The organism is Methylocystis rosea SV97, from assembly GCF_000372845.1.
Classification (GTDB): Bacteria; Pseudomonadota; Alphaproteobacteria; order Rhizobiales; family Beijerinckiaceae; genus Methylocystis; species Methylocystis rosea.
Genome location: NZ_KB889963.1, coordinates 2,279,978 through 2,303,948, shown reverse-complemented (window position 1 = coordinate 2,303,948; position 23,971 = coordinate 2,279,978). Strand labels below are relative to the sequence as shown.

General features: G+C 63.8%; 26 protein-coding genes. 12 read left to right on the top strand and 14 right to left on the bottom strand.

Annotated elements, in window-relative coordinates; genetic code table 11:
- Nucleotides 1–10 precede the first annotated feature (10 nt).
- From A3OO_RS0112130 to A3OO_RS0112110, 5 genes are all read right to left on the bottom strand, one after another.
- Nucleotides 11–418, bottom strand: coding sequence for a hypothetical protein (locus A3OO_RS0112130; RefSeq protein WP_018408117.1), 408 nt, complete (start codon nucleotides 416–418; stop codon nucleotides 11–13).
- A 4-nt stretch (nucleotides 419–422) separates the two neighbouring features.
- The gene (locus A3OO_RS0112125) at nucleotides 423–653 is read right to left on the bottom strand and encodes a hypothetical protein (RefSeq protein WP_051080411.1); all 231 of its coding nucleotides are present in this window, start codon (nucleotides 651–653) and stop codon (nucleotides 423–425) included.
- A 115-nt stretch (nucleotides 654–768) separates the two neighbouring features.
- Entirely contained in the window at nucleotides 769–1,209 is a 441-nt protein-coding gene (locus tag A3OO_RS0112120) for a DUF2946 family protein (protein WP_018408115.1), read from the bottom strand.
- Between the two features lie 79 nt (nucleotides 1,210–1,288).
- Nucleotides 1,289–3,874: a TonB-dependent receptor gene (locus A3OO_RS0112115; RefSeq protein WP_198008801.1), complete on the bottom strand. Its 2,586-nt coding sequence runs from the start codon at nucleotides 3,872–3,874 to the stop codon at nucleotides 1,289–1,291.
- Nucleotides 3,875–4,022: 148 nt separating this feature from the next.
- Nucleotides 4,023–4,388: a hypothetical protein gene (locus tag A3OO_RS0112110; protein WP_156824810.1), complete on the bottom strand. Its 366-nt coding sequence runs from the start codon at nucleotides 4,386–4,388 to the stop codon at nucleotides 4,023–4,025.
- Between the two features lie 190 nt (nucleotides 4,389–4,578).
- Here A3OO_RS0112110 and apaG point away from each other — a divergent pair, with 190 nt between their 5' ends.
- Nucleotides 4,579–4,971, top strand: coding sequence for a Co2+/Mg2+ efflux protein ApaG (apaG, locus tag A3OO_RS0112105; protein ID WP_018408112.1), 393 nt, complete (start codon nucleotides 4,579–4,581; stop codon nucleotides 4,969–4,971).
- A 9-nt stretch (nucleotides 4,972–4,980) separates the two neighbouring features.
- Nucleotides 4,981–6,138 (top strand): acetylornithine deacetylase, encoded by a 1,158-nt coding sequence (gene argE, locus A3OO_RS0112100; RefSeq protein ID WP_018408111.1) that lies wholly within the window; start codon nucleotides 4,981–4,983, stop codon nucleotides 6,136–6,138.
- 10 nt (nucleotides 6,139–6,148) lie between these two features.
- Here argE and A3OO_RS22655 read toward each other — a convergent pair whose 3' ends face one another.
- On the bottom strand, nucleotides 6,149–6,670 hold the full coding sequence (locus tag A3OO_RS22655; protein ID WP_198008799.1) for a hypothetical protein: 522 nt from the start codon (nucleotides 6,668–6,670) through the stop codon (nucleotides 6,149–6,151).
- A 228-nt stretch (nucleotides 6,671–6,898) separates the two neighbouring features.
- Nucleotides 6,899–7,129 (bottom strand): hypothetical protein, encoded by a 231-nt coding sequence (locus tag A3OO_RS0112085; RefSeq protein ID WP_018408108.1) that lies wholly within the window; start codon nucleotides 7,127–7,129, stop codon nucleotides 6,899–6,901.
- Between the two features lie 231 nt (nucleotides 7,130–7,360).
- Between A3OO_RS0112085 and yajC the strand changes: the two genes are divergently transcribed.
- Genes yajC through A3OO_RS0112050 form a run of 7 tightly spaced genes read left to right on the top strand, consistent with a single transcriptional unit; the run spans nucleotide 7,361 to nucleotide 13,930 of the window.
- Entirely contained in the window at nucleotides 7,361–7,987 is a 627-nt protein-coding gene (gene yajC / locus A3OO_RS0112080) for a preprotein translocase subunit YajC (protein ID WP_026222929.1), read from the top strand.
- A gap of 36 nt (nucleotides 7,988–8,023) precedes the next feature.
- Nucleotides 8,024–9,616: a protein translocase subunit SecD gene (gene secD, locus A3OO_RS0112075; RefSeq protein ID WP_018408105.1), complete on the top strand. Its 1,593-nt coding sequence runs from the start codon at nucleotides 8,024–8,026 to the stop codon at nucleotides 9,614–9,616.
- Between the two features lie 13 nt (nucleotides 9,617–9,629).
- Nucleotides 9,630–10,688 (top strand): protein translocase subunit SecF, encoded by a 1,059-nt coding sequence (gene secF / locus A3OO_RS0112070; RefSeq protein ID WP_018408104.1) that lies wholly within the window; start codon nucleotides 9,630–9,632, stop codon nucleotides 10,686–10,688.
- A complete protein-coding gene (locus A3OO_RS0112065; protein ID WP_018408103.1) occupies nucleotides 10,685–11,062 on the top strand; it encodes an Mth938-like domain-containing protein in 378 nt (125 codons plus the stop codon). Before secF ends, A3OO_RS0112065 begins: the two co-directional genes overlap by 4 nt.
- A 4-nt stretch (nucleotides 11,063–11,066) precedes the next feature.
- Nucleotides 11,067–11,906, top strand: a complete 840-nt coding sequence (locus A3OO_RS0112060) for a phytoene/squalene synthase family protein (RefSeq protein ID WP_018408102.1) — start codon at nucleotides 11,067–11,069, stop codon at nucleotides 11,904–11,906.
- Nucleotides 11,907–11,942: 36 nt separating this feature from the next.
- The gene (locus A3OO_RS0112055; protein ID WP_018408101.1) at nucleotides 11,943–13,277 is read left to right on the top strand and encodes an ActS/PrrB/RegB family redox-sensitive histidine kinase; all 1,335 of its coding nucleotides are present in this window, start codon (nucleotides 11,943–11,945) and stop codon (nucleotides 13,275–13,277) included.
- A 59-nt stretch (nucleotides 13,278–13,336) separates the two neighbouring features.
- Complete coding sequence (locus tag A3OO_RS0112050) at nucleotides 13,337–13,930, top strand: ActR/PrrA/RegA family redox response regulator transcription factor (RefSeq protein ID WP_018408100.1); 594 nt, start codon at nucleotides 13,337–13,339, stop codon at nucleotides 13,928–13,930.
- A gap of 5 nt (nucleotides 13,931–13,935) precedes the next feature.
- On the opposite strand, the gene A3OO_RS0112045 is transcribed toward A3OO_RS0112050, so the two are convergent.
- Nucleotides 13,936–14,409, bottom strand: coding sequence for an MmcB family DNA repair protein (locus A3OO_RS0112045; RefSeq protein WP_018408099.1), 474 nt, complete (start codon nucleotides 14,407–14,409; stop codon nucleotides 13,936–13,938).
- Between the two features lie 105 nt (nucleotides 14,410–14,514).
- Between A3OO_RS0112045 and A3OO_RS0112040 the strand changes: the two genes are divergently transcribed.
- The gene (locus tag A3OO_RS0112040; protein ID WP_026222927.1) at nucleotides 14,515–15,600 is read left to right on the top strand and encodes a polyamine ABC transporter substrate-binding protein; all 1,086 of its coding nucleotides are present in this window, start codon (nucleotides 14,515–14,517) and stop codon (nucleotides 15,598–15,600) included.
- A gap of 63 nt (nucleotides 15,601–15,663) precedes the next feature.
- Here A3OO_RS0112040 and dnaA read toward each other — a convergent pair whose 3' ends face one another.
- The 6 genes from dnaA to coaBC form a co-directional block, all read right to left on the bottom strand.
- A complete protein-coding gene (dnaA, locus tag A3OO_RS0112035; protein ID WP_026222926.1) occupies nucleotides 15,664–17,166 on the bottom strand; it encodes a chromosomal replication initiator protein DnaA in 1,503 nt (500 codons plus the stop codon).
- 938 nt (nucleotides 17,167–18,104) lie between these two features.
- Complete coding sequence (gene rpsT, locus A3OO_RS0112025; RefSeq protein ID WP_026222925.1) at nucleotides 18,105–18,377, bottom strand: 30S ribosomal protein S20; 273 nt, start codon at nucleotides 18,375–18,377, stop codon at nucleotides 18,105–18,107.
- 117 nt (nucleotides 18,378–18,494) lie between these two features.
- A complete protein-coding gene (locus A3OO_RS0112020) occupies nucleotides 18,495–19,268 on the bottom strand; it encodes an enoyl-CoA hydratase (RefSeq protein ID WP_026222924.1) in 774 nt (257 codons plus the stop codon).
- A 43-nt stretch (nucleotides 19,269–19,311) separates the two neighbouring features.
- Entirely contained in the window at nucleotides 19,312–19,758 is a 447-nt protein-coding gene (locus A3OO_RS0112015) for an RrF2 family transcriptional regulator (RefSeq protein ID WP_018408093.1), read from the bottom strand.
- Nucleotides 19,758–20,219, bottom strand: coding sequence for a dUTP diphosphatase (gene dut / locus A3OO_RS0112010; RefSeq protein ID WP_018408092.1), 462 nt, complete (start codon nucleotides 20,217–20,219; stop codon nucleotides 19,758–19,760). Before dut ends, A3OO_RS0112015 begins: the two co-directional genes overlap by 1 nt.
- Entirely contained in the window at nucleotides 20,216–21,481 is a 1,266-nt protein-coding gene (coaBC, locus tag A3OO_RS0112005) for a bifunctional phosphopantothenoylcysteine decarboxylase/phosphopantothenate--cysteine ligase CoaBC (RefSeq protein ID WP_026222923.1), read from the bottom strand. Before coaBC ends, dut begins: the two co-directional genes overlap by 4 nt.
- A 370-nt stretch (nucleotides 21,482–21,851) precedes the next feature.
- Between coaBC and A3OO_RS21605 the strand changes: the two genes are divergently transcribed.
- Both A3OO_RS21605 and recF read left to right on the top strand, forming a co-directional pair.
- Complete coding sequence (locus tag A3OO_RS21605) at nucleotides 21,852–22,406, top strand: DUF3124 domain-containing protein (protein WP_018408090.1); 555 nt, start codon at nucleotides 21,852–21,854, stop codon at nucleotides 22,404–22,406.
- A gap of 43 nt (nucleotides 22,407–22,449) precedes the next feature.
- Nucleotides 22,450–23,589, top strand: coding sequence for a DNA replication/repair protein RecF (gene recF / locus A3OO_RS0111995; protein ID WP_018408089.1), 1,140 nt, complete (start codon nucleotides 22,450–22,452; stop codon nucleotides 23,587–23,589).
- The last annotated feature ends 382 nt before the right edge of the window (nucleotides 23,590–23,971 follow it).

Below are 23,971 nucleotides of genomic sequence, written 5' to 3'. Positions count from 1 at the left end.
CGACGCAGCGCTAGGCCTCCGGCGGCGCGCGCGGGCGGTGAGCTGGGCTGGGACGGGGCGTCGGCGCGACGCAGTCCGCCACCGTCCGCGCGAGCATGAAGCTCGGGACGGGCGTCGCGCCGATCGGGCCGGGCCGCGCCGGAAGAGGCGCAAGACCGCTGCAAAACGCCTGACAGAGGATACAGGCGGAGCGATCGTCTTTGGGGCCCAGCCGCCCCGCAAGCGCGCCGGGTTGGGAGGCCCCCGGCGCGAAACAGATAAAGAGTTGAGCGAAGAGACGCCCCCCGACGCCCGACTCGGCGACGCCGCGCGCGAGCGGCGCGACGGCAAAGAGCGACGCCGCCGAGAACAGCAGAGTCGCACCAAGCCGCGCACGCGCGTGACGCAGCGAAGCGAGCCTGAGCGCCGACGGGGACATCGGTTCAGATCGCGTCGGTCAAGGGCCGCGAGAATCTCGCGCGGCGTTCGAGGTCGATGAGGCGAATGACGCGCTGGTCATTACCGCGCCACAGAGGCGTCGCCGGCACGATGGCGGCGAGCGCCGCCATGCCCGGCGCATGACCCGGCTGCGCGCGCTCTCGTTCATTCAAAGATTCGAGGGTCGCGCCGGCGACGAGGCTTTCCCTCGCGCTCGGCTTACGTTTACGAAACATGGGCTTAACTCCCGTCCCGCCGCTTGACGCGGCATTGTCCTTAAGCTGCGCCAATGCCGTGCGCGGACCCGGAATCCGGGCGAGAGCGCAAAGCGGCGCGGCAGCGTGCGAAGGATCAGGAGTTGGCGGGAGGCGCTCGCGCCTGTCGGGAATAATCCTGCAGGCGGGTCGGCAGGGCGCAGTCCGCCACCGTCCAATTAAGCGCTGTCCATTGGACGGGCGCCTTGCCGAGATGAATGACGCGCGCGGCTAGCGGCGCAACGCCATCGCAATGGTTTTGACAAAACAGACAGACGTCCCGATGGCCCTTTGCGTGGCCCGGAGCCTGCGATCGGTCGCTCGAGGCGACGTCGGTAAAGCAAAATTCGCTGACGGCGTCGCCGGCGCCCAGCCGTGACGCGACCTGCGCCGCCGCAGGCGCGAAGGCCTGAACGGTCAGCGCGAGCGCGAACAGCAGAACTGTCAGCCAGTTACGACGCATAAAGCCTTGAACCCTGGAATCGGCGCGCATGCGGATCACATGCGCGCGCTGATGTAAGCAAAAAGCGAAGGCCACGACAAGTTAATCTTGGGGCGACCGCCTCGCCGCGGCAAAGCGTCTCAGCAGACGATCGCACTCTTGGAACGCCCTGGTGTCACCTGACCGCCGCCGTGCCTCCGGAACCACCCCGGTCGATCGTTACGCCCGATCCGTCCGGGCCGCCGAAGTCATAGTTGAGCGCGATAAAGAAGGTGCGCTGGGGATAGGGGTTCGGATTCACATAGGCTTTCCAACGGCCGATGTTGTTCACGCCCACGGACAGCCACCAATTCGGCTCGACCCGGTATCTCGCCTTCATATCGAAAACGAGGATTTCACTGTCCACATTGCCGTAATTATTGTGGTTGAAGTCGGTGTTCGCAAAGGTGACGAACGCCGGGGACGAGTAGCGCGCGCCAAGGGCGAACGACATGTCGGGATTGGGGCTGTAGCTCGCGACGCCGCGGAAACGAATTCTGGGGACGCGGGGGAACTGGTTGCCGGCAAAGAGAATGCTGTCGAGATTGCGGCTCGAGAGATTGCTCTGAATTTTTGCGTCGGTGAAGGTCAGGCCGCCCTCGAAGTCCAGTCCCGGAACGAGAATGTCCTTCATATGCGCCGCCGCCTCGATGCCGCGAAAGCGAACCTTATCGAGATTGGCGTTTTGCGAGATCTGCGTGCCGAAAATGGAGAGCGTGGTCTGGCTGGCGATGGCGTTCCAGCGATCGTCAAGAAACAGGCTGATGCGCGGGTTGAAGAGCCCGATCGCGCCGCCGAACGCGTCGATCTTCCGATACTCGCCGGTCAGATCGTAACAGGTGCATATTTCAGGCTGCAAATTTGGATTGTTGATGAGCACCGAACTTGGGCTCGACAGGGATTGGAACAATTCGTTGACTGTCGGAAAGCGATAGGCGCGCGCGATCGAGCCGCGCAAAGAGAGTTCCGGCGTGAAAAAATATTCGAGCGCCGCCTTCGGCGAGAAAGCGCCCTTATAGGAATCCGGGAAATAGGTGATGTTCGCGGCTCTAAGCGGCAGGCCGACGATTGCCTGGCCCGTCGGGTTCGACGCGTTGCCAAACCCGCCGGTCGCGTTCATCCCGCCAAAGGCGCGCCACCACTCGCCGCGTGCGCCGGCGGTGAATTTCCAATCCGGGAGCGGCCTCCAGACTTCCTGAACGTACGCGCCTTTCGTTTCGGTTTTACCGTAGTTAATCGCCTGAAGTCCCAGATAATAATTGTTGGGCCAAGAGACCGTGCTGGTCTGCGTCGTGGCCAGCGAATAAAGGTCGCCGTGTGCGCCGAAGGATAGTTCGTGCTTGCCGAGGATGTCGTAAGGCGGCCGCCAGATAAAGCGCGCATCGCCGGTGCGCCAGAACGTTCCGCCATTATTGGTGTTCAGCCCGCGCGGATCTACATTATAGGCAGTTCCGGCATTATTGACGCGGGGTCCGTAGGATTGCGCATTGTTGGTGAAATCGCGAAGGAAATTGAACGACGTCGCCGACAAATCGAAATCGAAGACGCCGCCCGTGTCCTGTCTGAGTTCTAACGCCTGCATCAGGTGGCTTGCGGCGCCGTGCCCGGGATTGACGCCGCCGGGCGTGACAGAATACGGGCCAAGCTGCACGCGGCCGCTTTGGGTGTTGTAAATCGGCAAGCCGTTCCTGTCGCTAATGAAGCTTTCCACGGTGGTGTTGTTGTTCAGCGTCCAGAAGCCAACCTGATATTTGGCGCGCAGAAGCGGCAAGATGTCATAAGAAACTTTGACCTTCGCCAAATCCGTTTGGACGTAATCGGCGCCTGCGGCTGCTGTAATGATGCGTGGACGACCCTGTTGGTCGAAGTCCTGAAAGCCCCCAGAGAACGCCGAACCTGTGCCCGGCGTCAAAAAGACGCCGGGGAATGTTTGCGCCTGTCCTTGATTGTCCAGGTGTTCATAGCCGACCCAGTAACGGAAGTCGTTGATGCGATCGCCGACTAGGATATTTGTCACGCCGCCGAGATTGAGTTCTTTCCTGCCATAGAGGCTGAACGGCTGCACCGCCACGGTGCCCATCGCGTGGACCTCAAATTCATCCGGCATCCGCGTCGTCATCGTCAGCACGCCGCCGATCGAATTGCCCGGATAAAGCGCCGAGAACGGCCCGTACATCACATCGACGCGCGAAATTTCCGCGGGCGAGACCATGCCCCAGCGCGGCGCGAAGTTGAAGCTGTTGCCGAGCAGATTCGAGAGCAGCACATTGTCGGCATAGACAAGCACCAACGCGCTCTGAATGGTGCCCGTGGTGCGTGTCGAGACAATTGCGTTGCGATCGCCAATATAGCGCTCGCGTATGAGAATTGACGGCATGTATCGGAACGCGTCGGAAGAGGTCATAATATTTGTGGTTTTTTGAATCTCTTTGCGCGTCCTGCTCTCGACGACCGCCGGAATGTTTGCCGGCAAGGTGCGGCTGAAAGGCGCTGGCGTTGGCTCCGCGTAACGATCCGCCAAAGCGGGCCCCGGCACAGGCGCCGCGGTGGTGACGCGTCCCTGCCCGCCGACGGGTCTGCCGACAGGACCCGGCCGCACGGGGCCGCGGGCCCCGCCGACGCTGATGGTGGGAAGCGCCTGCTGCGCATCGGCGGCGGAAGCGGCGACGAGGCTGATGACGGCGAGAGAGGCTCCTCCAAGGAGGCGAGAGCGACGGATCATGACGGTGTTCCTTGGGCGCCGACGACAGTCGGCATAACGCGAGAGCGGCCGCAGCGTTGAACGCAAGCGCATGCGGACCAGTGACGTGGAGGCTGTTTCGAGCAGCGGCGAGAACCCGGACGGCGCGGTCTTGCGCGCGCCAGCGGTCTCAGGCGCGTGAGAAGGGCGGCGCCCGTGCGCTATGCGCGCGCGACGATCGCTCAAAGAGCGATCGCACCACGTATGTGGGCGCCTCGATGAGCGCATATTCGCCCAGCGCGACGACATAGTCGGAAGTCAGCGAAACCCAGGCCGGCGGCGGTTCGCCGCACAAGAGGCACGATTGACAGTTGTGCCGATGGCCAAGCCGATCGTGAGGCGCCGACTGTTCGCCTGCGCGCACCTGCTGGCAATGAGCAGCAATCGTCTCTTCGGGAGAGATCGAAGCGGCGCGCGCCAGTCCGGCTCCGCCGGCGACGGTCTGGACGACCATGGCCAGGATAAGCAGCAGCGTGCGAAGCGTCGTGAGCCGCATTTTGATTCCGGTCAAAACTGACAACCCACTATTTACAATTCACTGCATCGCGGATAGTCGCGGCGCGACGAAATGAGTGCGAAAAGCCGTTGGTGTGGCCATTGGGCCACAGTCTGTGATCGTTCGCGCGCCGATCATTGCCCAATCAAAAACGTTTCACTTTGCTGGCGCCCGTTCTAATCTTGCCTCCATGTACATCTCCATCACCAGAGACATTCAGGTCACAGCGCTTCCCGACTTTCTGCCGGATCGCTCAGACCCCGACCAGGATCGCTACTTCTGGTCCTATACGATCGAGATCGCCAATCTCGGCCGCGTTCGGGTTCAGCTTTTGTCGCGTCACTGGGTCGTCATCGACGCCAACGGGCGCCGCGAGGAAGTGCGCGGACCGGGCGTGGTCGGCGAACAGCCTGTGCTGGAGCCTGGGGAGACGTTTCGTTACGCCTCAGGCTGTCCGCTTGGCACGCCGTCAGGGATGATGCAGGGCAGCTATCGGATGATCACCGACGCCGGCGAAACCTTCGACGTCGAGGTGCCCGCGTTCTCGCTCGACAGTCCGCTGTCGCGTCCGACGCTGAATTAGGCCGGCGAGATGGACCGGCTGGAAGACGCGATCGACATGCTCTCCCGATTGGTCGCTTTCGACACGGTGAGCTCCAAATCCAATCTGCCGCTGATCGATTTCGTCGAAGCTTACCTGCGCGAACAGGACGTGCGCTTCGTGCGCGCGCCGAACGCCTCCGGCGACAAGGCCGCCCTCTTCGTCACGATCGGCCCCGATGCTGACGGCGGCGTGCTGCTGTCCGGCCACACAGATGTCGTGCCGGTCGCCGGGCAAGTCTGGAGCGCTGACCCGTTCACGCTGCGGCGCGACGCGACGCGACTCTATGGGCGCGGCGCGGTGGACATGAAGGGGTTCGACGCCGCTTGCCTCGCGATGATCCCGGAATTCAAGGCGGCGCAGCTGTCTCGCCCGATCCACATCCTCTTGAGTTATGACGAGGAGACCACCTGTCTCGGTCCTCTCGACGTCATCGCGCGCTTCGGGGCGGACCTGCCGCTCCCCTCAGCCGTGATTGTCGGCGAACCGACGTCGATGGAGGTCGCCGACGCGCATAAGAGCGTCGCCACTTATGTGACGCGCGTGCGGGGCTTCGAGATCCATTCGGCGAATCTGCATCGCGGCGTCAGCGCCGTGCATGTCGCCTGCAAACTCGTGTGCGAGCTGGAGCGCCTCGGCGAGGAGTTGCGCGCGGTCGGCGATCCGAGCGGGCGCTTCGATCCGCCCTTCTCGACCATTCACGTCGGAGTCATTCAGGGCGGGACAGCGCGCAACATCGTCGCCAAGGACTGTGAGTTCCAATGGGAGTTTCGAGCGTTGCCCGGCGCGCCGCCGAATTTCGCTTACGACCGGCTGGAGAACTATTGCGAGGAGCTGAGGCGGACGATTTTCGTTGGCTTTCCCGACGCCGGCGTCGAGACCACGATTGAGAATCAGGTGCCGGGGCTCGCGCCGCAGCCGGGCTCCGAGGCGGAGACGCTGGCGCTGCGGCTCGCCAGGCGCAATGGGACGATCGCCGTCCCTTATGCCACCGAAGCCGGTCAGTTTCAGCGCGCGGGCGTGGCCGCCGTCGTCTGCGGCCCTGGCCGCATCGACCAGGCGCACCAGCCCGACGAATTTATCGACATCGCCGAGCTGGCCGCCTGTCTTGAGTTTCTGCGCGGCCTAGCGCAGCAACTTCGCGCGTAAGGATCCTGCGTTAGCCGCAGACCCACATCCAAGTCTGGCGGTAGGGATGCCAGCGCCAGCAATTGCCCACTCCGTAGTCCCACCAGCGTCCACGCCACCAACGTCCGCCGCCATGGCGACCGCCCCATCCGCCGCCGCCCCAGCCGCCATGATGACCGCCGCCGCCCCAGCCGCCGTGGGGACCATGGCCGCCGCCGCCCCATCCACCGCCGCCTTGGCCACCGCCGCCCCATTTGCCGCCGCCGCCCTTGCCGCCGCCGCCCCAGCCGCCGCCGCCTTGGCCACCGCCGCCGCCACCGCCCTGGCCGCCGCCGCCACCGCCCTGGCCGCCGCCGCCCATATCGCCTCCTTGGCCGCCTCCACCTTGGCCGCCGCCCCAGCCGCCTCCACCTTTACCGCCGCCGCCACCCCCACCTTGGCCGCCGCCGCCTTGGCCGCCACCCCAGCCGCCGCCAGCAGCGCTGGCCGCGATAGGCATCGCCAGCGCGCCGATGAGCGCCGCGACCACAGAAATGTTCTTGAAAGCTGACATTGCTCCACCTTCCATTGAATGGCTCAGAGCGATCCGCGGATCGGCGAAAAGCTTGGGCTGAGGCATGACCCCACAGGTCTATGTGGCGTCGCTTCTACAATTTGCGAGCGGCCTCGCGAACGCGCATCGCTTGGCGACAGCCGTTCTCGCGGCCCTCAAGGGTCGCGCAGCGAAAGGCCTCTTCGGCCGCCGCCGAAGAGAGGTTAGATCGCCTGCTGTGTTCGAAGATCAGCACGCCCAATGCCACTGGCCGTACCACCAGCGCCAGCAGCCGCCGCCGTGACCGCCCCAGCCGCCATGCCAACCGGCGCCGTGCCAGCCGCCGTGCCAGCCGCCGCCATGCCAGCCATGCCAGCCATGGCCAACATGGCCGCCGTGCCAGTGGCCGCCTGCGGCGGCGGGGGAAGAGGCAAAAAGCGCTCCCGCCAAAAGCGCGGCGTAGGAAAGTTTCTTCAACATGATTTTCTCCTAACAACAAAGACGCCTAAGGCGCCTTGCACGGACTATGCTGTCCAGCGGCGAAGGACGGTGCGTGGCCGCACATTCGATTGCTCGCGCTTATGCGTGCGCATCGCGTGAAGTCGGCCGCGCGCCATTGCTTTCGTGAAGTGAGCGGCTATAGTCCGCGCCCATTCCGGCGCTTGGAAAATAATCCGCGCCGGGCCCCGAGCCCTTAAAGAGATTTTCGCGATGAAGCTGATCCCGGACGCTTTGGCCCAAGCCCAGACGCCCTCACCGCCTGCCGCCGAGTCTCCTGTGAGCCCGCCGGCCCAGCCGACCGCGCCTTCTACGCCGGCGTCGCCAACCCCGCCACATCCGCCAACCGCCACCCAGACGGGTCAAGCCGTCGAGACGCCGCCCGAAGCGCACCAGCCTCCGACCATGCCGGAGATGCTTGGACAGCTTATTCCCATCTTCGTGGTCATGGGCATCGTCTACATCTTGGTGATCCGCCCGCGCTCCCGACGCGAGAAGGAGCAGCTTGCGCAGCTGCGCAACGTCAGACGCGGCGACACGCTCGTCACCACGAGCGGATTCGTCGCCAAGGTGACGAAATCGATCGACGACGCTGAAATCGAGGTCGAGATCGCGCCCAACGTGCGGGTGCGCATGCTGCGCACCGCCGTCGCCGAAGTGCGCGCCAAGGGCGAACCCGTAAGGGATGAGACGCCTCCGCCGGCGGCCAAGACCGGCGGCGCCAAAAGCGGCGGAAAGTCGGCGAAGTCTGCCGAAACCAAGTCGAGCGACGTTAAGACCGGCAACGGCAAGGCGGGCGACAGCAAGCCCGGAGACGCCGGATCCGGCTCGCAGAGCTGACGCGGCTCCTTTCGATCACTAGCCGATAGCAGGACAATGCTGCGATTCTCGACCTGGAAATTTCTCGCCATTGTGGCGATGACTGTCGCTGCGGTGCTTGTCGTCGCGCCGAGCATGTTGTCGCCGTCCCATTATGAAGAGCTTAAGTCGCGCCTGCCCTCCTGGCTTACGCCTCCGACCATCGTGCTCGGCCTTGATCTGCAGGGCGGCTCGCATGTGACGCTCGAAGTCGATCAGGCGGATCTCATCAGCACGCAGGTGAAAAATCTGCGCGACGACGTGCGCCGAATCCTGCGCGAAGAGAAGGTCGCCATCTCCGGCGGCATCGGAACGACCACGCGCGGCGTACAGGTGCGCGTCGCCGACCCTGCGGATCGAGAGAAAGTCCTTCCAAAATTGCGGCTGCTGCGCAACAGCTTCAGCGGAGCTCTCTTGGGCGGGCCTTCGCCGCTCGACGTCGAGGCGTCGCCGGACGGCCTCATCCGCGTGACCGTCACCGACGCGGGCATCACCGACAAGTCGCGCAAGGCCGTCGAGCAATCGATCGAAGTCATTCGGCGGCGCGTCGACGCCCTCGGCACGCGTGAGCCGAGCATTCAGCGTCAGGGCGACGACCGCGTGCTGGTGCAGGTGCCGGGCCTTCAGGACCCCGAGACTCTCAAGGAGATCCTGGGCAAAACCGCGAAGCTCGAATTCCGCCTCGTCGCCGATCCCGGCCAGAATCCGTCGGAAATCGAGGAACTCGATCAGGTCGATCAGGAAGGCAAGCTCGGCGTCGAAAAGCAGGTGATGGTCAAGGGCGAGGATCTCACGGACGCGCAGCCCGGATTCGACCAGCAAAGAAGCGGCGAGCCCGTCGTCAATTTCCGCTTCAACATCCGCGGGGCGCAGGCTTTCGGCGAAGTGACGTCCAAGAACGTGGGGCGCCTCTTCGCGATAATCCTCGACAACAAGATCATTTCCGCGCCGCGGATCTTGACGCCAATCACGGGCGGCTCCGGCCAGATTTCCGGACGCTTCACCGTCGAACAGGCGAACAACCTTGCGATCCTGCTGCGCGCCGGCGCGCTGCCGGCGAAGCTCAACATCGTCGAAGAGCGCACCGTCGGTCCGGGCCTCGGCCAGGACTCAATCGACGCCGGCAAACGCGCCGCCTATGTCGGCGCCGGCCTCGTCGTCGTCTACATGCTCGTCACCTACGGCATCTTTGGCGTCTTCGCCAATCTCGCGCTTTTCGTGCACATCGCCTTCATTTTCGCCGGACTCGTGCTGCTCGGCTCGACGCTGACGCTGCCAGGCATCGCCGGAATCGTGTTGACGATCGGCATGGCTGTCGACTCGAACGTGCTGATCTACGAGCGCATACGCGAGGAAAATCACGCCGGGCGCTCCATCCTCGCCTCGCTCGATGCGGGCTTCACCCGCGCCTTCGCGACCATCGTCGACTCCAACGTCACCATGTTCGTTGCGGCGGCGATCCTTTATTTTCTTGGCTCGGGACCGGTGCGCGGCTTCGCCGTGTCGCTTGCGCTCGGCATTCTGACGACCATCGTCACCGCGGTGACCATGACGCGCATGATGATCGCCGTCTGGTATCATTACGCGCGGCCGACAAAACTGCCGATCTGAAGGGTCGACATTTATGAAACTTCTGCGCCTCGCTCCGGAGAACACCAAGTTTCCGTTCATGCGGTTCCGCCGCGTGAGCTATCCATTCTCGGCTTTGCTGTCGCTGATCGCGGTCGCCCTCTTTGTCTTCAAGGGCATGAATTTCGGCATCGACTTCGCCGGCGGCACGGTGATCGAACTGCGGGCCAAATCCGGCGCCGCGGAAGTCGGCACGCTGCGCACGCTCGGCGAAGGCCTCCAGCTGGGCGACATCGAGGTGCAGGCGTTCGGCAATCCGGCGGACGCCACATTGCGCTTCGGTCTGCAGCCCGGCGGCGACGTCGCCCAGCAGGCGGCGGTGGAGCGCGTTCGCGGCGCCGTCGGCGGATACTATGATTTGCGCCGCGTCGAGGTCGTCGGCCCGCGCGTCTCAAACGAATTGGTGCAGTCCGGCACGCTCGGCGTCGTGCTGTCGATCATCGCGGTGCTGACCTATCTTTGGTTCCGCTTCGAATGGCAATTCGCGATCGGCGCGGTGATCGCCACGATGCACGATCTGCTGCTCACCGTCGGCTTTTTCTCGATCACGCAGCTCGAATTCAACACCACATCGATCGCGGCGATTTTGACGATCGTCGGCTACTCGTTGAACGAAACCGTGGTGGTGCTCGACCGAATTCGCGAGAACATGCGCAAATACAAGAAATTGCCGACAGCGCAAATGGTCGACATGTCGATCAACGCCGTTCTGCCGCGCACGATCATGACCGCGACGACGGTGATGCTCGCCCTGTTCGCGCTCGTCGCCTTCGGCGGCCAAGTGATCCGATCGTTCTCGGTCGCGATGATTTGGGGCATTTTCGTCGCGACCTACTCGTCAATCTTCATCTGCTCGCCGATGCTGATCTATCTCGGGCTGCGCAATGAAGACGCCGACAAGGCGGCGCAGAAGCACGAGACGGAGCGCAAGGCCGACGCAGCAGTCGCCGCGCGCGAGGACGTTGCTGAGGCGCCGGTCTCTACGCCGACGAAGTCGACGCCCGCGCCCGCTCGCAAGACGTCCGGCAAACGCGCCAAGACGAGGCCGGCTTGACGAGCAGCGATGGCGGCTATGTTCCCGGCCGTCACAAAATCGATGACTATGGCGGCGGGGGGTTCCGCTTCGCCGACATGTCCCACCGCGGCTCGATTCTCGCGCTGCCCTCGGGCGTGCGCGCCGTGCCTCTGACCAGCGCTGCGGAGATCGACGATTCGATGATCGACAGCGCGCTTTCCGAAAGCGGCGGGCTCGACGTGTTTGTCGTCGGCACTGGCAAGGATTTGCTGCCGCTTGCCGGCGGCTTGCGCGCGAAGCTGCGCGCGGCGGGCGTTGGTTGCGAAACCATGGCGACGGGAGCCGCCGTGCGGACCTACAATGTGCTCGTCGACGAGAATCGCCGTGTCGGCGCGTTGCTGATCGCCGTGTGACATCATGACCGCCGCCTCGCAGGAGCATTATGTGCAGTGCGAGGAACTTCTGCGCGCGCGTGACCGCGACCTCTGGCTTGCCTGCCTCTTTGCGCCCCAGGCCGCGCGCCCGCACATTCATGCGCTCTACGCCTTCGCCCAGGAAACGGCGGACGTCAGCGGCAAGGTCACGCAACCGCTGCTCGGCGAGATGCGGCTACAGTGGTGGGTCGACGCGCTGGAGGCCGACGCCGCGCAAGGCGAAGGCGTGCGCGCCAATCCCGTGGCCGATGCGCTGATCGACACGATCGAGCGATTCTCCCTGCCCCGCAGCGAATTCGTCGCGCTGACGGAAGCGCATATTTTCGATCTCTACGACGATGCGATGCCGACTTGGACGGCGCTCGAGGACTATTGCCGCGCTACGGCGTCGGCGCCGATTCGCTGGGCGGCGCGAATTCTCGGCGCAGATCTTCAAGCGCCGTCGGCCGGCGCTTTCGATGAGGCGGGCGTCGCGCTCGGCCTCACGCGCATCTTGCGCGCTCTTGATGAGGGTCCCCAACAGCAGAAATTCCTGCCGGACGAGGCCTTCGCGCATGACGGCGGGCCGTCAGGTCGGCGCGAGGAGCTGGGTCCGATCGTGAAGAAATTGCACGGACTGGCGCAGTCCCACTATGAGCGGGCGCGCCGGCTGGCCGTGGATCTCGGACCCGCCCGCGCCGCGCTGCTCCCCTGCGCCACCGCTCCACTTTATCTGGAGCGGCTGGCCCGAAGCGATTACGATCCGTGTCGCCCGCTTGGCGATCCCTCGCCGCTGCGGCGACAGTGGCGCATCTGGCGCGCGTCGCGCGGCGTGGGATTGTGAAGCACGCCGGAAGCAGCGCTCCATGGAATTACTGAAATGACAACTGTCGATTATGACTACGACGCCCGGCGCCTGCGCATGGAGACGCTTCTCATGCTCCGCTGGGTGGCCATCACCGGTCAGGCGGCGGCATGTATCGGCGTTTATTTCATTCTCGGATTCGATTTTCCCGTCGGCCTCTGCTTCGTCTTCATCACGGCGTCGGCGACGCTCAACATCGGCATGCGCTTTGGCACGCCGCGCAGTTTCCGCCTCGGCGACGTCGAGGCCGCCGTGCTCCTTGGTTACGACATCATCCAGCTGGGATTTCTGCTCTATCTCACCGGCGGACTGACGAACAGCTTCGCGATGTTGTTTTTGACGCCGGTGATCATCTCGGCGGTGTCGCTGCCGAGCAACCTGACGCTGCTGCTCGGCATCGTCATGATTGCGGTCGCGACGGTGCTCACGGTCGAATATTATCCCTTGCCCTGGTACGCCGACGAAAAGCTGACGTTCCCCCTCCTCTACCGCACCGGCGTTTGGGCGGCGCTCGCGCTCAGCGCGGCGTTCATCGGCATCTACGCCGCCCGCGTGTCGGACGAGGCGCGGCTCCTTGCCGATGCGCTCGCGGCGACGGAACTGGTGCTCGAGCGCGAGCAGCACCTCTCGCAACTCGACGGCCTCGCCGCCGCCGCTGCGCATGAACTTGGCACCCCGCTCGCGACCATAACGCTGATCATCAAAGAATTGCAGAATGCCCTGCCGGAGAATGCGCCAGCGCTGCGCGACGACCTCGCGCTCCTGGCGCAGGAGACGGCGCGCTGCAGAGAGATCCTGGGCAAGCTGGCCTCGCTTGGCGCGACAGACCAGAGCAGCGTGATGAATCTGCTGTCGATCGACACGCTGATCCAGGAAGTGGTTGAGCCGCAGCGTGAGTTCGGCGTCGAGGTCGAAATTTCCAAAAACGGACCCTCCGACGCGCCGGTGCTGGCGCGTAATCCAGCGATTCTTTACGGATTGGGCAACCTTGTCGAAAACGCGATGGACTTCGCCAAGTCACGCGTGAAGATCGACGCTTGGTGGAGTTCAAGCTACGTGACGATCGCCATTCAGGACGACGGGCCCGGCTACTCTCCAGACATTCTTGATCGTCTAGGGGACCCGTATCTGCGAGGGCGGCCGGTTGAGCGGCGCACTAAAAACGACGCCGAGTCAGGGCTTGGTCTCGGCCTCTTCATCGCCAAAACCCTGTTGGAGCGCTCCGGCGCCACAGTCGAAACAATGAATGTTTCTCCGCCGCGCACTGGCGCAATCGCCAAAGTCACATGGCCGCGGGCCGCGCTGGAGCCCGCCGCGGCCAGGCCAAGGCTTCCCCAACAAGACAAATAGAATCGACGCGACGCCGGCGATAAGCTAGATTTGACAAAAATCAGGGTTGGAAACGCGCAATGTCGACCGAAGAATTGAAGGCCGATCGAGAAGGCGTCTCGGAACCTGAACAAGTTCCAGCGCCGCCACAGGATCGTTCGCTGCTGATTCTGGATGACGACAAGCCGTTTCTTGGCAGACTGACGCGCGCGATGGAGGCGCGGGGCTTCCTGGTGACGCCCTGCGAAACGGTCGCCGAGGGTCTTGCCGCCCTTGAGACGAACCCGCCGGCGTTCGCGATCATCGACATGCGGCTTGACGACGGCAATGGCCTCGACGTCATCTCAAAGCTGAAGACGTCACGTCCCGACGCGCGCGGAATCATTCTGACCGGCTATGGCAACATCGCGACCGCGGTGACCGCGGTTAAGCTCGGCGCCTTCGACTATCTGGCGAAGCCCGCCGACGCCGACGAAATCTATCACGCGCTGATGGCGACGCAGGTCGACAAACCCGACGCTCAAGAAAATCCCATGTCCGCCGACCGCGTGCGCTGGGAGCATATCCAGAGGGTTTTCGAGTCGTGCGACCGCAATGTCTCGGAGACGGCGCGGCGGCTCAACATGCACCGCCGCACGCTGCAACGCATTCTCGCCAAGCGTGCGCCCCGCTGACGGCTTTAGTTCGCCTGTTCGTCGCCGAAGGCCAGCAGGCAATAACGGTCCGCCGCCATCGCCGCGAAACGTAACAGCATCGAACGTCGACGGGCCGGCGCGAGGGGGAAAGCCGGCGCCTCGCGCGTCAGCAGGGCCCCGTGCGCGTCCGCGACGATCAAGCCCGCATCATTTGGAAAAATCGCCGGATCGAGCGATGCGGGGATCGCGAAATAGAACCGATCGCAAAAGCCGCGATACTGCGGCCATTTAAGATCCGCACGAAAGTCGGCGTAGCTCGACTTGACCTCGACGATGCGCAGGACGCCGTCGGAAGCGAGCGCGATGAGATCGGCGCGTCGGCCGTTCGGCAGAGGAGCCTCGCAAACGACCGAAAATCCGCAGGCCCTCAGGTAGCGGCGGGCGCCGCGGGCGACGCATTTGGTCGCGTCGGCGCGGCTTTCGAGCGCCGTCGCGCCTTCTACGAGGATCGCGGTCATAGTGTCTCCGCTGGCGTGTCGCCCGCTCCACCCAGCATGGCGCGTCGCCAAAGCGCGCGCAACCATGATAGGTTCGTCCCATTGATCCGCTACACGGCTAGTCGCATGAAACGGCTTCTTCTCGCATGCCTCCTCACGCTCGTCGCAGCAACATCGCCCGTCCTGGGCGCAGAGCGCGTCGTCAACATTTTTAATTGGAGCGATTACATCGATCCAAGCGTGCTCGAGGACTTCACCCGAGAGACCGGAATCAAGGTCATTTACGACACCTATGACTCGAACGAGATGCTCGAGGCGCGGCTTCTTGCCGGCGACACCGGCTACGACGTGGTCGTGCCGTCAGCGACGTTCCTCCAGCGGCAGATCGCGGCGGGCGTGCTGCAGCCGATCGACAGAAGCAAGCTTGTCAACGCGCGCAATGTCTGGCCCGAGATCGACTCCAGACTTTCGCGTTTCGACCCGGGCAACCGCTACGCCATCAACTACATGTGGTACACGACGGGCGTCGCTTACGATGTCGCGAAGGTCCAGGAGCGGCTTGNCAAGCCGATAACGAGCTGGGATCAGGTCCTGCGGCCGGAAAATCTAAAGAAGCTCGCCGACTGCGGCGTCTACATGCTCGACAGTCCGGAGGACATGTTCGCGATCGCGCTCAACTACCTGAAGCTCGATCCCAATTCTAAAAATCCAAAGGATCTTTCGCGCGCCGCCGGCCTCTTAGGAAGTCTGCGCCGCTATGTGAAGAAATTTCATTCCTCTGAATATATCAATGCGCTGGCGAACGGAGACATTTGCGTCGCCATCGGTTGGTCGGGCGACAGCCTGCAAGCGCGCAATCGCGCCCGCGAAGCCGGCACCGACGTCGATATCGCTTATGCGATACCGACCGAGGGTTCGCTCCTGTCGCTGGACAATCTCGCGATTCCAAAGGATGCGCGCCATCTCGACAAAGCCTATCTCTTTATCGATTATTTGCTTCGACCCGACATCGCCGCGCGCAATTCAATCGCCACCAATTTCGCCAATGGCGTCGCGCCGTCGCGACCGCTGATCGACAAGGCGGTCGCGAATGATCCGTCGGTCTATCCAAACGACCTCACGATGCGACGCCTGTTTACGGTAACGGCGCCCGATCAGACAGTTCAGAAACTGATCACCAGAATGTGGACGACGGTGAAGACCGGCCGATAAGACGGGCTGGCGGCGATTGCGCGCCCGTCGCCGCGTTACGCGTGAACCCAGCCAAGCCGCAGTCTACTGCTCGCTCAAGATGCGCTTCAGAAGTTCGATGACTTCGGCGAGCCCTTTGTCCTTGGCGGCGAGCTCCTCGATTTTCCGCACCGCGTGCAGCACGGTGGTGTGATCGCGGCCGCCGAATCTGCGGCCAATCTCCGGCAGCGAGCGCAGCGTCAGCACTTTCGACAGATACATGGCGATCTGCCGAGGCCGCACCACATTGGCGGTGCGCCGAGACGACAGAATGTCGGAGCGTGAAATATTGTAGTGGCTCGCCACGAGCTTCTGGATATCGTCGATTTTGACGCGTTTTGGATCCTGAGTGCGCACGAGATCGCGAATGGCCGATTCCGCGGTCTCGACGGTCAGCGGCGCCCCGGTCAGCGTGGCGTGGGCGAGAAGCCGATTGACGGCGCCCTCAAGATCACGGCCGTTGGTGGCGATCGTGCGCGCGACGTAGGAGATGACCTCCGGCGGCACGTGGAAACTGGATTGCGACTCCTTCGCCGATGCGATGCGCGCGGCGAGGATCTTTATGCGCAAGGATTCGTCCAGCGGGCCGATGTCCACGCAAAGCCCGCCCTTGAATCGCGACAGCACGCGCTCGTCGAGCGTGTCGAGCTCGGACGGCGGCCGGTCGGCGGCGACGACGACCTGTCGGCCGGCGTCAATCAGCGCGTTCAGCGTGTGACAGAACTCCTGCTGGATTGATTTGCCTTGGAGAAACTGAACGTCGTCGATGATCAGCACGTCGATGCCGCGTAGCTTCTCCTTGAACGCCAGCGACGTATGCGTGGTCAGCGAAGAGACGAAGCCGCTCATAAAGCGCTCGGCCGTCAGATAAATCGTGTGGCGGCGGTTGTCGTTCGACGCATGTGCAAGCGCTTGCAGGAGATGCGTCTTGCCGAGCCCGACCGCCGCATGGGCGTAGAGCGGATTGAACATCGGAAGATCGCCGGCGCGCGCCTCCGCGACGCGGCAGGCGGCCGCGTAGGCGAGCTGGTTCGACGGCCCGACGAGAAAGGTCGAGAAGGACAGCCGACGATCGAGCGGCGAGCCGACGAACGCGTCGGCGTCGTGACGCAAGGCCATCGGGCGATTGGCGCGGCGCGCATTGCCTTCGCTGGCCGCTTCGAGAGTCGGCGCGAATGTCGCGACGGCGCGCGCGACGCAGTGCGGCGTGCTGGACTCGACCTGATCTGCGCCGTCTTCACGCGAGCGCGTCTTGCGCATAGGCGAACGCACGTCGATGAGGACGCGCTCTACTTTCGAGAATTCGCTCGCCACGCGCGCCTTGATGCGCGGCGCATAGTGCGACTGCACCCAGCTTTTCAAAAATTTGGTGGGCACCGTCAGATGCACTGCGCCGCCGTCGATGCGCTCGAGTTCCAATCGCGTGAACCAGGAATTGTAAACCGCGTCGCCGAGGTCGCTCCTCAGTCTGTGTCGGACTCGGTCCCATTTCGAGCGGTCTTCAGCGGTTACTCCGTCGTCTGCCAATTGTTCTCTATGATCGGACATATCAGACCTTTTTTCCGAAACGAGCGCCAGAAAGGGAGCCCTCGGCGAATCTCGCCGCTGGCGCTGATCGAAAGGAACCTAGTTGGATCGAGTAATTGCCGCCGCGAACGGCGCTAAATCAGCACTCTTGTAGGCGGCCCAATCGCGAGCCGCGCGCATCTGCCGACGTTGGCCTCCTGCGTGAAACAGACGCCGCACGGCGCCGTGAACGACCGCACACTGATGCGATCGTTGACGCTGCGCGCTCCCTCGACTGTCTCGGCCAACCGCCTCTTCGCCATGGCAAAAGCCTCCCCTCGTCCGGGATCAGCGAGAATCCCGGATTGATGCGCGTCGCAGGAAACGGAATCTACTCTACGCCCTTGCGAACTATCACTTGAGTTTTCAAGCCGAACGGCTGGAAGGCGGCAATGCGTCTAACTTTGGGCCCATCCGCGCCGGGGAACGCAGGTCGTTCCCCTCATTATTGCGCGCCCATTAAAAACCGACGCCGACCGCCTTTCGTTCGACCCTTAGAAGCTACACGTCAGCGCCATCACGCGCAACGACGCTCGTGATTAAATCCGTCACAATGATTGGAGTTCTCTAGCGGAGCGCCGCGATCTTTTGTCATCTTTGGCCATAAGCCGATGATTCGCCGCCTATAAAATTCCACAGGCGACAGGCGCGTTGGAGTCGCTCGCCGCACGCCAACGCCGCGCGAAACAAACGAGAAAATCGTGTCAAGTGCCTAGCTTTTTCCCGTTCGTGACAGCTTCATTGCAAGAGATTGAATCGGGAGAATTTTGAATGATCACGCATTATTGCTGCGAAAAAAAATCATGACCGTGTCATCTGGCCTTATTGCGACGAATTGCCGTCGCCGTCTGCGCAATAAAAAAGCCCGGCTCTCGCCGGGCTCTTAGAATGTTGCGTTCACGCTATGCGCAGCGAAACCTCTACGCCTGTGCGGCCAGCGCCTTCACTCGCGCGGTCAGTCGCGAAACCTTTCGCGAGGCCGTGTTCTTGTGAATGACGCCGCGCTGCGCAGCGCGCATCACGATCGGCACGGCATTTTGCAGCGCGTCCGCCGCCACAGAGGCGTCGCCCGAGGCGATCGCCTCCTCGACCTTTCGCACAAAAGTGCGCATGCGGCTGCGACGCGCACGATTGACCGAAGTGCGGCGGGCGATCTGGCGAACGGCTTTCTTGGCCGAACTCGTATTGGCCATGCTTTGCGTGTCCTCGAAAGTGACGGCGATGCGCCGCCTAAAAACCAAGCGGCCGCGAAATCGCGGCCAAGTGGCGTGGTTTATAAGCGCGGCGGCCGCTGTTCGTCAATGGCGGCCCTATCGATTAACGAAGGCCGGCTTCCGCTTCTCCACGAAGGCGTTCATGCCTTCCTTTTGATCGCCCGTGGCGAAAAGTGAATAGAAAAGCCCTCGCTCGTGCCGAATTCCTTCCGCGAGCGTCGATTCAAAAGCGCGGTTGACCGCCGCCTTGGCCATGAGCACAGCAGGAAGCGACATAGACGCGATCGTCGCCGCCGTCTTGGTCGCCTCGGCGAGAAGATCGGCGGCCGGAACAATCCGCGCGACGAGGCCGGCGCGCTCGGCCTCCTCGGCGCCCATCATCCGACCCGTCAGTATGAGATCCATCGCCTTGGCCTTGCCGACGGCGCGGGTCAGCCTCTGCGTGCCGCCGGCGCCGGGAATCACGCCAAGCTTGATTTCCGGCTGGCCGAAGATCGCCGTGTCCGCCGCGAGAATGAAGTCGCACATCATCGCGATTTCGCAGCCGCCGCCCAGTGCGAACCCAGAGACGGCGGCGATGATGGGCTTGCGGGCCCGCGCCACGACGTCCCACCGGCCGATGAAATCGTCGAGGAAGGCGTCGACGAAGCCCTTGTCGCGCATCTCCTTGATGTCCGCGCCAGCGGCGAAGGCCTTCTCGGAGCCGGTGAGGACGACGCAGCCGACGCCGTCGTCTGATTCAAACTCTGCGAGCGCGTCGTCGAGCTCGGCGATGAGCTGTGCGTTCAATGCGTTGAGCGCTTCAGGCCGGTTGAGACGGATCAGTCCGACTCGGCCCTGCGTCTCGACTGCAATCGTGTCATAGGTCATGCGCGCCTCCTCGCCATCCGGCAACTTTGCCGGCTCGCGCGCTTCATATCTCAAAAGCGCCGCTCGCGTCCGGCCTTTCTCCAAAACCGAGCGCGACCGCGCGGGCGTGCAGATCGTCGAGCGTCACGTCGTCTAATTGCCGGAGCGCGCTCTCTTCCGCTTCAGCGATGATCGGCTCCAGCACCGCCGAGAGCAGCGGCGGCGCCACGTCCGGCGCCTCTTCCTCTTCCGCCCGCAAGGCGACGCGAACGATCTCGCCGACTGAAAGACGACGCCTCTCGCGCGCCAGAGCATAGCCTCCTGCTGGCCCTCTTACGCTTTTGAGAATCCCCGCTCTCACCAAGGCCTGCAGGACCGTCTCCAATCGTCGCGGAGGGAGATCGTGACGCGCCGCGAGCTGCTTTGACGACACCGGCCGGCCCCGTGCATGAAGCGCCACGTCGAGCGTCGCCATGAGCGCGAAGCGAGCGGTGCGCGGCAGAAGCTTCATCACGCGCCTTCTCCGCTCACGCCCGTCGACCCGAAGCCGCCGGCGCCGCGCGTCGTTGCGTCGAGATCATCGACCTCCTCAAGCATCACATGCGTCACCGGCGCGATCACGAGCTGCGCGATGCGCATGCCGCGAACGATCTCGAAAGGCTGCCCCCCGAGATTGATCAGCAGCGTCTTGATCTCGCCGCGATAGTCGCTGTCGATGGTGCCCGGCGCGTTGAGCACGGTGACTCCGTGCTCTGCGGCGAGACCGGATCGCGGGCGAACCTGTCCCTCATAGCCTTGAGGCAACGCGATCGAGAGCCCTGTAGGGATGAGATCGCGGGCGCCAGGCTCCAGCACCAGCTTTTGCCCCGGCGCCAGCGCGGCGTGGAGATCAAGCCCCGCTGCGCCTTCGCTGGCGTAAGCCGGGGATGGCAGCCCTTCGGCGTTCGGTAGTCGGCGGATCGCGACTTTCATGACATTTCGCCGCCGATCAACTGCGCAAGGCGCGCCACGAGCCGCTCCGCGACGTCTTCCTTGCGAAGACGCGGCCAGTCTTCGACGCCCGCTCGCGAGACGAGATGGGCCTGGTTCATGGCCCCGCCAAATACGCCGGTTCCCTCGCTGACGTCGTTGGCGACAATGAGATCACATCCTTTTCGGGCGAGCTTTTCCTGCGCGTGGCGGATAAGGTCGCGCGTTTCCGCCGCAAAGCCGACGACCAAGCGCGGGCGGTTCGGTCCGCGTGAGACGCTCGCAAGAATGTCGGGATTTTCGACAAGCGACAGACTCGGCGCGCCGCGCTCGCCCTTCTTGATTTTGTCGACCGCCGGCTCCGCGCGCCAATCGGCGACCGCCGCTGCGGCGACGAATATATCCGCAGGAAGCGCGGCCTCTACGGCGGCCAGCATGTCTCGCGCGCTCTCTATATGTATGGTCTCGCAGCCGGGGGGATCCGGGAGGGCGACCGGCCCCGAGATCACCGTCACGCGCGCCCCTGCGCGCGCCGCCGCCGCCGCAATGGCGTGCCCTTGCCGTCCTGACGAGCGATTGGCGATATAGCGAACCGGATCGATCGGTTCATGGGTGGGGCCGGAGGTCACGACGACATGCAGCCCTTCGAGCGCGCCGCCGCGCATCGATAGGCCTTCGGGGGCGGGCAGCCTTGTGTCCTGCTTCAGCGCGGCCTCGATCGCTTGGACGATCTCCAGCGGCTCGCTCATGCGCCCGGGTCCATATTCGCCGCAGGCCATGTCGCCGACGTTTGGCCCCACAAACCAGGCGCCGTCGCCATGCAGCGTCGAGACGTTGCGCTGGGTGGCAGGGTGAAGCCACATGCGCACATTCATCGCCGGCGCATAAAGGACGCGCGTGTCGGTTGCGAGCAGTAGAGTGGTCGCAAGATCGTCGCAGAGGCCGCGCGCGGCGCGCGCGAGAATATGCGCCGTCGCGGGCGCGACGACGAGAAGGTCGGCGTCCCGCGACAGCTGGATATGGCCCATCTCTTGCTCGTCGGTTGCGGAGAAGAGATCGTCGTAGACTTTTTCATTCGCGAGGCTGACGAAGGCGAGCGGCGTCACGAACTCCTTGGCCGCCGCCGTCATGACGACGCGCACCCGCGCGCCGCGCGCGCGCAGGCGCCGCACGAGATCCAGCGATTTATACGCGGCGATCCCCCCGCCGACGATCAGCAAGACGCGCTTAGCCTCAAGGCTCCGCGCACAACCCACGCCCGCCACTGAATAAACTCCGATCGCCGCAGGCGGAGAATACAGATTTTATGCGTAAGGCCAAACGACTTCGCTCATCCGATCGGGAGAGCTTTTCCGCGCGCGGGACGCTTGCGCCAACATTCTCCGCTCTGCGATAAGGTCGCGCGCGACGCTTTCCGGCAAGGCCTGGCCGACAAGCACGGACTCCCCCGGTTAAACCGCACTTCGCTGGCCTCAAGATTACCGAAACACGCTAGGCTTCCGCGATGCGACGCCGCGTCGCGCATGTCCAACCGTCGGCCGCCACGGCAATTGACATTCGATTAGACCTTTCGCAGCACGATGCTAGTGTGCGCCGGCGCCGCATATGTCGAGTCGAAAGGAAAAGGTGTGCGCAATGCCGCTTAGCCTTGTCCCGCGTGTTCTTGCCCTGCGTGTTCTTGCGCTCGCTCTGGTCGTGAGCGCCTTCGTCACGGAGTGCGCGGCTCGGTCGCCGCTGCCGTCGGCTCAGCCCGTCATCGTCAGCCCCGACGCCACGACACCTGCCCCGGCGGAGAAACTCGCCCTTCGCGGGCGCACGCTGATTCCGCTGCATTCGACGCTCATCGGGCAAGGCGGCGTAACGCGACTGAACTTCTCCGGCGCACTGTCAATCCACAACGCCTCGGCGACGAATGTTCTCGCGATCGAAAAGATCGAATACCGCAACGGCTCGGGTCAGTTGATCGAAAGCTACCTGAATGAACCCATCTATCTGAAGCCGTACGCCTCATTGCAGGTCCTGATTGCGCAAGACGACGTTCGCGGCGGCACGGGCGCCAGTTTCACGGTCGATTGGTCAACCGCCGAAGGGTCGGACGAACCATTGATCGAAGCCGTCATGACCTCCTACACCGGACCTCACAGCTACGCCATCCTCTCGCCGGGACGCCGCGTTTCCCGCGCGCAATGATCGCTCACGCGAAGGCGCCTCGTCGCTTTGACGCGACGGCGTCATGATGACCCTTTCGACCAAGAGCGCGCCGCGCGTGCGCCGCCTGACGCTCAGCGACTTCCGCTCCTATGCGGCGCTCGATTGCCGGTTCGAGTCGACGATGATTGCGCTCTTCGGTGAGAATGGCGCGGGCAAGACCAATCTGCTCGAAGCGCTGTCGCTGTTCTCGCCCGGCCGCGGCCTGCGCCGCGCGGAACTCGCCGAATGCGCGAGGCGGGGCGGCGCCGGCGGTTTCGCCGTCTCGATCGAAGTCGAAGCCGATGGCGTGACGACGCAGCTCGGGCATGGTCTGACGCCGTCAGGCGAGCGGCTTTTTCGCGTTGATCGCATGCCTGTGAGTTCTGCGCGGGCCTTCGCCGATCATGTGCGGGTGCTCTGGCTCACGCCGGCGATGGATGGACTTTTTTCCGGCGCGGCCGGCGAACGACGGCGCTTTCTGGATCGGCTGGCGCTCGGCGTCGACGCCGAGCACGGCGCGCGCGCCAACAGGCTGGAGCGGGCGCTGCGTAACCGAAACCGGCTTCTCGAAGAAGGCGTCGCCGACCGGCGCTGGCTCGACGCCGCTGAGCAGGAGATCGCCGCGCTCGGAGTCGCCGTGGCCGCCGCGCGGCGCGAGACCGTTTCGCGACTCGTCGCGCTGATCGCTGCAGGACGCGACGACGCCTCGCCCTTCCCTTGGGCGGACGTGACGATCGAGGGCGAGCTGGAGCGGCGGCTGGCGCTCGAGCCAGCGCTCGCAGTGGAGGAATGGTACCGCGGCGAACTCGCCGCGTCGCGCCGCCGCGACGCCGCCGCTGGACGAACGTTAATCGGTCCACAGGCGAGTGATCTCGCCGTGCGCCACGGTCCAAAAAATGAGGCGGCTCGGGCCTGTTCGACCGGCGAGCAGAAAGCCCTGCTGACGGGGCTGACTCTGGCCCATGCGAAGCTGATCAACGCCATGACCGGACATGCGCCGATTCTTCTTCTCGACGAGATCGCCGCGCATTTCGACGTGAAGCGCCGGGAGGCTCTCTACGCGGAACTACAGGCGCTTGGCGGCCAGGTCTGGATGACTGGCGCCGACCCCGCCCTATTTGCGCCCTTGCGCATGTCGGCCGAGCCTCTGCTTGTCACGCCCGGATGCGCCACCCATGTTTGAGGGCGCGCCGCGTAGGCGCTCGGCATGCCGCAACCTGAGATCTATAGATGATAAAAACACTCGTATTACGCGAAAATGAACGAATGAAGAGGGGATTTCGCGAGATTTCGCGTCGCAATTGAAAAAAATTGGAGTAAGCCTCATGGCGTGTAGAACGTGACAGCGGCGGTCTCCTGTTTCCGCAACGGACAACCATTATCGGGCAGAATGACGACCGTACTGGCGATATTCGGATTGGCCCTCTGTGTGGTCTGGCTGGCTGTAGGCGCTCTTGTCGGATTCACGGCCTGGTTTATAGGCGCCACATTTCTGATCATCGCCCTGCTCTTCGCCTTACGCGTTGACGTGGTGACGCGCGGCATTCTCCGCCGCCGCGCGAAGG

Excerpts from the sequence above, each read along its gene's own strand:
- secD (WP_018408105.1), top strand. The coding sequence starts at position 8,024 with ATGCTGCGATTCTCGACCTGGAAATTTCTCGCCATTGTGGCGATGACT.
- A3OO_RS0112110 (WP_156824810.1), bottom strand. The coding sequence starts at position 4,388 with ATGCGGCTCACGACGCTTCGCACGCTGCTGCTTATCCTGGCCATGGTC.
- dnaA (WP_026222926.1), bottom strand. The coding sequence starts at position 17,166 with ATGTCCGATCATAGAGAACAATTGGCAGACGACGGAGTAACCGCTGAA.
- A3OO_RS22655 (WP_198008799.1), bottom strand. The coding sequence starts at position 6,670 with ATGTCAGCTTTCAAGAACATTTCTGTGGTCGCGGCGCTCATCGGCGCG.
- A3OO_RS0112015 (WP_018408093.1), bottom strand. The coding sequence starts at position 19,758 with ATGAAGCTTCTGCCGCGCACCGCTCGCTTCGCGCTCATGGCGACGCTC.
- A3OO_RS0112085 (WP_018408108.1), bottom strand. The coding sequence starts at position 7,129 with ATGTTGAAGAAACTTTCCTACGCCGCGCTTTTGGCGGGAGCGCTTTTT.
- A3OO_RS0112115 (WP_198008801.1), bottom strand. The coding sequence starts at position 3,874 with ATGATCCGTCGCTCTCGCCTCCTTGGAGGAGCCTCTCTCGCCGTCATC.
- apaG (WP_018408112.1), top strand. The coding sequence starts at position 4,579 with ATGTACATCTCCATCACCAGAGACATTCAGGTCACAGCGCTTCCCGAC.
- A3OO_RS0112130 (WP_018408117.1), bottom strand. The coding sequence starts at position 418 with ATGTCCCCGTCGGCGCTCAGGCTCGCTTCGCTGCGTCACGCGCGTGCG.
- A3OO_RS0112045 (WP_018408099.1), bottom strand. The coding sequence starts at position 14,409 with ATGACCGCGATCCTCGTAGAAGGCGCGACGGCGCTCGAAAGCCGCGCC.
- A3OO_RS0112050 (WP_018408100.1), top strand. The coding sequence starts at position 13,337 with ATGTCGACCGAAGAATTGAAGGCCGATCGAGAAGGCGTCTCGGAACCT.
- recF (WP_018408089.1), top strand. The coding sequence starts at position 22,450 with ATGATGACCCTTTCGACCAAGAGCGCGCCGCGCGTGCGCCGCCTGACG.
- rpsT (WP_026222925.1), bottom strand. The coding sequence starts at position 18,377 with ATGGCCAATACGAGTTCGGCCAAGAAAGCCGTTCGCCAGATCGCCCGC.
- argE (WP_018408111.1), top strand. The coding sequence starts at position 4,981 with ATGGACCGGCTGGAAGACGCGATCGACATGCTCTCCCGATTGGTCGCT.
- A3OO_RS0112125 (WP_051080411.1), bottom strand. The coding sequence starts at position 653 with ATGTTTCGTAAACGTAAGCCGAGCGCGAGGGAAAGCCTCGTCGCCGGC.
- secF (WP_018408104.1), top strand. The coding sequence starts at position 9,630 with ATGAAACTTCTGCGCCTCGCTCCGGAGAACACCAAGTTTCCGTTCATG.
- A3OO_RS0112060 (WP_018408102.1), top strand. The coding sequence starts at position 11,067 with ATGACCGCCGCCTCGCAGGAGCATTATGTGCAGTGCGAGGAACTTCTG.
- dut (WP_018408092.1), bottom strand. The coding sequence starts at position 20,219 with ATGAAAGTCGCGATCCGCCGACTACCGAACGCCGAAGGGCTGCCATCC.
- A3OO_RS0112055 (WP_018408101.1), top strand. The coding sequence starts at position 11,943 with ATGACAACTGTCGATTATGACTACGACGCCCGGCGCCTGCGCATGGAG.
- A3OO_RS21605 (WP_018408090.1), top strand. The coding sequence starts at position 21,852 with ATGCCGCTTAGCCTTGTCCCGCGTGTTCTTGCCCTGCGTGTTCTTGCG.
- yajC (WP_026222929.1), top strand. The coding sequence starts at position 7,361 with ATGAAGCTGATCCCGGACGCTTTGGCCCAAGCCCAGACGCCCTCACCG.
- A3OO_RS0112020 (WP_026222924.1), bottom strand. The coding sequence starts at position 19,268 with ATGACCTATGACACGATTGCAGTCGAGACGCAGGGCCGAGTCGGACTG.